This window comes from Chamaesiphon sp. VAR_48_metabat_403 (assembly GCF_031422475.1).
Lineage (GTDB): Bacteria > Cyanobacteriota > Cyanobacteriia > Cyanobacteriales > Chamaesiphonaceae > Chamaesiphon.
In genome coordinates this window covers 1-5,254 of record NZ_JANPLS010000457.1, presented here as the reverse complement: position 1 = coordinate 5,254, position 5,254 = coordinate 1, and the positions used below count along the sequence as shown (strand labels likewise).

The following is a 5,254-nucleotide window of genomic DNA, read 5'->3' as shown; positions in this document are numbered from 1 at the left end:
AATTATCATGCCGTTCATCATGCGTTCCCAGACATACCCTTCAATCGCTTGCCCGTAGCATTCGATCTCATTCAGGAAGTTTTACAACGGAATGGATTGCCACTGATGGTTCAGGGCAAAGGTTATCTGCACGAAACGATCGAGCTAGGTCGGCATCCTTCGACAATTGGCGCGGTTAACCCTCAAGATATTAGGAATCGACACTACTTGCTGCCACTCTCTCGAACCGAATCGGCGATCGCTCACTAGGATCGGAATAATAATTATGAGATTTCTCCTCGACCATTTTAAATTTTGGTGTTGTTGCCTGATGATGATAATAGGACTCTGTATCCCAACATCATCAGTGCTGGCAGATCGATTCTCCACAGGAGCGGCTGCGCTAACGATAGTTACCGCACCAACTGAAATCAAAATTAGTTTGGGGAATACTGCTAATGAACTCAAGTTTTTCCCCAATCGAGTGCAGTTAGTAACAGGTAAAAAATACAAATTACTGCTGTCTAATTCCAGTTCCCAAAAACACTATTTCACGGCAATGGAATTTGCCAGCAGTAGTTGGAGTCAAAAAGTTGATGCTGGTAATGTCGAAATTAAGGGCGCAATTCAAGAATTAGAATTGCGTCCGAGTACTAATGCTGCATGGGTATTGGTACCAATGAAGCCAGGAAACTACAAATTGCGGTGTACGATTCCTGGACATACAGAAGCTGGGATGACTGGTACAATTGCCGTGGCTCCATAGCTTCGCTGATGACGAAACAATTGCTAGTGGATTCTACCGTAAGTAATCGCTTTGCAGTGCCTTCTGAAAAATAAATTTAGTCGATGTTGCTTATGTCTTACTGTATGTAAAAAACAAGAGGAACTCGTGAGGGTACTCACATCTAATGAGGTAGATTTATATCCTTGTTGCTACTGATACCATCAGTCATCCGTCCGCTCATCTGATAATGAGAAATCCGATAAATGCTGCGCGCATCTCCACGTCCCCAGGCATCGATCCAAGTGCGATTGATGGCCGGAGAAAGAGTGGGATTACGATCTTTAATCAGTTGCATAATTCGATCGATTTCCGATCGATCTCTCAGCCGTTCGGCTCGACCCTTTACCATCACGCTCCGCCAATGCAGCGATCCTTGTACTTCTTCAACCTGTAGGCAAATTTCTGGATTCGCGTCCATGCCATAGGTCTTCATCCCTTCGGTTGTAAATAGATAAATATCCGCACCTTCGAGATAATAGTGCATTGGAATCACCGATGGTTTTCCTTCGTAGATGAAGCCGAGATGACCGTAACCTACTTTTTGGAGCAATTCGCGGCTTTCTTTGGCACTCATTTCATCGATATTTAACATAATTCTTCTCTCTAAAGATTCGATCGTAGGCATAGCCTCTGGAGTAAGAAAAGTTAATCTTGAAGTGGACAGCGCAGTTAGCTCGATCGGTAGATCGATCGCTTTTTGTCAATCAGCACAGAGCAGGGAGCGCGATGAAGGACATAATTGCTAACACTGCCCACCAAGAACTCATTCACACCAGATAAACCTCTGCGTCCCATTACAATTAGATCGATCTCCTCCGACTCGGCAAACTCACAAATTTTGCGACCGGGGCCGCCAGAAATTTGATGAAATGTAGCGATCGCACCTGCGGCAGTTGCTCGATCGACTAGCGACTTTAATAGATCCAAGCTTTGTTGTTCGTAAGTCTGCCACCGTTCTCGATCTATTTCCAAGGTTTGACTGTCCGCAGCTTGAAAATATTCCAACCCTGTAGACATCGGAATCGACACACTATTCTGCTCCTCGAAAGATAAAACATGTAAGATTAACAGATTAGCTCGTTCGCGCAGCGTCCGCTGTGCGGAATCGGCCTTCGCAATATCGAGTGCTGTTTTAAACACATCATGGCTAGCGTCCGAGCCATCTATTGCCACCAAAATTTTGTGAAACATATTAATTCCTTTTTGCTTTGGATATTGTCGATCGCAATGGGCGATCGCTATACAAATAGAGTTCGAGAAAGATGTGAGATTTTTGCATTTTTAATCTAAGTTAATCTAGTAATTTCCATTCTTACGACGTTCGGCTGCTGCGAGCGAGCGAATTTTGGTTCTAAACCCACTTCGCTGTAATCTGCGGGCAACACGCTCGGCATCACGACGCTCGGCATGGAAACCTTCTAGAGTCCATTGCCTGTTGCGAGGACTGCGGTAATGAACGGTATATCCAATTTGGTAAGGGGGATGAGTTTGGGTTGGGAGGACATTCTGTTCTCGATCCAAGCTCAGACTGAATTCTTGCGTGTTTAGCGCACTTGCTGTCAAAGGTACAGTTACTAAAAATTCTACACATACCAATGAAAGAAGAATTATCTTTTTCATGTCAATACTTCTCTTTACTCATACATTCAGCCTACAATTAACTTGTGAGGTTCTTGTGAAAAGTAGAATCGTTCGCAAAGCGTCGCGGAACGAGAATTGCTCAATCTATTCGATTTTAGTTTGTGACGAAGTTTATGATAACTCTGACCATTTAGAGACAGCGTTCCTAGATTAGAGAGGTTAATAATGCCAACTGCGACAGATTTTAAAGATTATGATAATTCTGACGATGCTGAATTAGTCGAATCGTAACTAGCAACTTGGGTTAATATTAAGGATTAGGGATTGCTACAGTTAGCAATTCACACACTTCATCATCAGTTGTTCGAGCAAAATCTTCGTACCAAAGACCGATCCCACAAAACTGTTCGGGGGTGATGAGGCACACCACCTCATCGACTTCGGTTCTCAATCGATCGCATGTGTCGAGCGGCGCAACGGGAACGGCAATAATTATTCGCTGCGGGTGCTGGGGTTTGAGTACGCCAATCGCCGCTCGCATCATCGCACCTGTTGACAGCCCATCATCTACCAATATGACAATTCGAGCGCGGATTTCTAGTGGCGATCGATCGCCCCGATAGATCCGATCGTGGTGTTGTAATTCCTGAAGTTCGAGATCGGCAACTTCGGCGATCGTATGACCAGAAATTCGCATCCAGTCGAGCAGATCTTCATTCAATACTTCAAACCCACTACTGGCAATCGCCCCAATCGCTAGTTCTGGATTTCCAGGGACACCCAGTTTTCGCACCAGACAGATATCTAAGGGCGCGTTGAGTGCCTTTGCCACCTCAAAGGCTACTACTACGCCGCCGTGAGGAATTCCGAGCACGAGAACATCAGGGCGATTGGCATACTGGGTAAGTTGGCTGGCTAATAATTTTCCCGCCTCAGTGCGATTGGGGAATCGAGTCTCGCTCGGCATCAGTTTCACCTCCTACGTGTGTTTTGATTTCGCCGCGTTGTTGCTGTGCGTAGTCCTTAAGTTGACGTTCGGCACTCTTGAAGGCATCGCCAATGGCAGCGTGAAGATCTTCATGTGCCTGCTGTGCTGGCGGCTGGCGATTGACAACTAATTCGCAACGAGGAACGGTTAGGTTAATTTGGACGTGGTAAATATTGCCTTGATGATGGTGGCGATGGGGTACTGCGATGACGACGCGACAATCACTAAGGCGATCGGAAAATTTTTCTAACTTGGCAATATGTTTGCGAATCTTGGTTTCAATCGTGTCCAACGGGGAGAGATTTTGCCAGATGATTTGGAGAGTCAATCGCATAATTTCGTAACCTCTTGAGCTGCTCACTCTTCAATGTAGAATGAAAGTCTGAGGAACTTGTGAGTAAAAGTGCAGGCTTGCACGAGCTGGTTTGACTTTGGTTCTAATCGACGAATAATGACAACTCGAACGGCAAAAAGTTCGCTCTACAACTATGGCAGAATCTCTATTCGCAGAAGCCAGTCAACGGCTAGATGCAGCTCTCCACCACATCTCCATTTCCGAAGATGCGATCGAACGTCTCAAATTTCCTAAGTCCAGTTTGCAGGTTTCTATCCCCGTGCGGATGGATAATGGCTCCTTACAGGTATTTCAGGGTTATCGAGTGCGCTACGATGACACCAGAGGCCCCACTAAGGGCGGTATCCGCTATCATCCCAGCGTTACTCTCGATGAAGTCAAGTCCCTCGCCTTCTGGATGACCTTCAAATGTGCGGCACTGGATTTACCATTTGGGGGTGCCAAAGGCGGAATTACGATCGATCCCAAACAACTCTCCAAATTGGAGCTAGAACGCCTGAGTCGAGGCTATATCAATGAGATCGCCGATTTTATCGGCCCCGATGTGGATATTCCCGCCCCAGATGTGCAAACCAACTCGATGATTATGGGTTGGATGGCCGATCGTTACAACACGATTCACCGCAAAATCGTCCCCGCCGCGATTACAGGCAAACCCCTGACGATGGGCGGTAGTCTAGGGCGGGACACCGCGACAGGTATGGGTACATTCTTTGCGATCGAAACCCTGATGCCTAAATTCCAAACCGTGCGGGAAAACACCACCGTTGCCGTCCAAGGTTTTGGAAATGTGGGCGTAGTTATTGCCGATTTGCTGTGGCAGGCTGGTTATCGAGTTGTTGCGGTGAGCGACTCTCAGGGCGGTATTTATGCCAAAGGTGGGCTGGATATTCCCAGTGTCAAACAGTTCAAGCACTCGACGCGGAATCTCAAAGCCGCATACTGCGAAGGGACGGTTTGCAATATCTTGGAGTACGAAACTATTACCAATGAGGAACTGCTGACACTAGATGTAGACATCCTCGTACCTGCGGCAATGGAGAATCAAATTACTGCGAAAAACGCCAACGCAGTGCAGGCGAAGTATATTTTTGAAGCGGCGAATGGCCCGATTACGGCTGCTGCCGATGCCATTTTAGAAGCAAAAGGGATTCACGTTTTCCCCGATATTCTGATTAATGCGGGTGGCGTGACGGTGAGTTATTTTGAATGGGTACAGAATCGGAGTGGTTTGTATTGGACGGTTGAGGAGGTGAACGATCGCTTGAAGCAAAAGATGGTGAAAGAAACCGAGCGGATTTGGGAGATCGCGCAACAGAAGTCGATTTCGATGCGGACTGCTGCCTACGTTCATGCACTCGATCGAATTGGGGAAGCAATAGATGCCAAGGGCACCCGCGATTTCTATATCAGTTAACGTGAGTTGCTCTTGAAGGAGAGGCTACGCCAAAGGATTAAGGGTATTTGCTTCGTTTAAGTACCGCTGCTAAATCATCTTAAATATCAGCACGTCCATCACAAGCAGCATGAGATAGGCTTTTGATTGTGCTTATGTGATTTGCTA

General features: G+C 46.5%; 8 protein-coding genes. 3 read left to right on the top strand and 5 right to left on the bottom strand.

Features of this window, described 5'->3' with window-relative positions; all coding sequences use genetic code 11:
• Together RMO79_RS22050 and RMO79_RS22045 are read left to right on the top strand one after the other, a co-directional pair.
• Positions 1-249 (top strand): fatty acid desaturase (locus RMO79_RS22050; RefSeq protein ID WP_310485417.1); only part of this gene is annotated, 249 nt, incomplete at its 5' end.
• Between the two features lie 16 nt (positions 250-265).
• Positions 266-745 carry a plastocyanin/azurin family copper-binding protein gene (locus RMO79_RS22045; protein WP_310485416.1) on the top strand — a complete coding sequence of 160 codons (480 nt, stop codon included), beginning with the start codon at positions 266-268 and terminating at the stop codon, positions 743-745.
• Positions 746-887: 142 nt separating this feature from the next.
• Here the strand turns inward: RMO79_RS22045 and RMO79_RS22040 are convergent, their stop codons facing one another.
• From RMO79_RS22040 to RMO79_RS22020, 5 genes are all read right to left on the bottom strand, one after another.
• The gene (locus tag RMO79_RS22040) at positions 888-1,358 is read right to left on the bottom strand and encodes a pyridoxamine 5'-phosphate oxidase family protein (protein ID WP_310485415.1); all 471 of its coding nucleotides are present in this window, start codon (positions 1,356-1,358) and stop codon (positions 888-890) included.
• A gap of 77 nt (positions 1,359-1,435) precedes the next feature.
• Positions 1,436-1,957 carry a universal stress protein gene (locus RMO79_RS22035; RefSeq protein WP_310485414.1) on the bottom strand — a complete coding sequence of 174 codons (522 nt, stop codon included), beginning with the start codon at positions 1,955-1,957 and terminating at the stop codon, positions 1,436-1,438.
• A 105-nt stretch (positions 1,958-2,062) separates the two neighbouring features.
• Complete coding sequence (locus RMO79_RS22030; protein ID WP_310485413.1) at positions 2,063-2,386, bottom strand: hypothetical protein; 324 nt, start codon at positions 2,384-2,386, stop codon at positions 2,063-2,065.
• 271 nt (positions 2,387-2,657) lie between these two features.
• Entirely contained in the window at positions 2,658-3,314 is a 657-nt protein-coding gene (locus RMO79_RS22025; RefSeq protein ID WP_310485412.1) for a phosphoribosyltransferase, read from the bottom strand.
• Positions 3,280-3,669, bottom strand: a complete 390-nt coding sequence (locus RMO79_RS22020; protein ID WP_310485411.1) for an HPF/RaiA family ribosome-associated protein — start codon at positions 3,667-3,669, stop codon at positions 3,280-3,282. The genes RMO79_RS22025 and RMO79_RS22020 overlap by 35 nt, the downstream gene beginning before the upstream one ends.
• Positions 3,670-3,823: 154 nt before the next feature.
• Here RMO79_RS22020 and RMO79_RS22015 point away from each other — a divergent pair, with 154 nt between their 5' ends.
• Complete coding sequence (locus RMO79_RS22015; RefSeq protein ID WP_310485410.1) at positions 3,824-5,107, top strand: Glu/Leu/Phe/Val dehydrogenase; 1,284 nt, start codon at positions 3,824-3,826, stop codon at positions 5,105-5,107.
• The last annotated feature ends 147 nt before the right edge of the window (positions 5,108-5,254 follow it).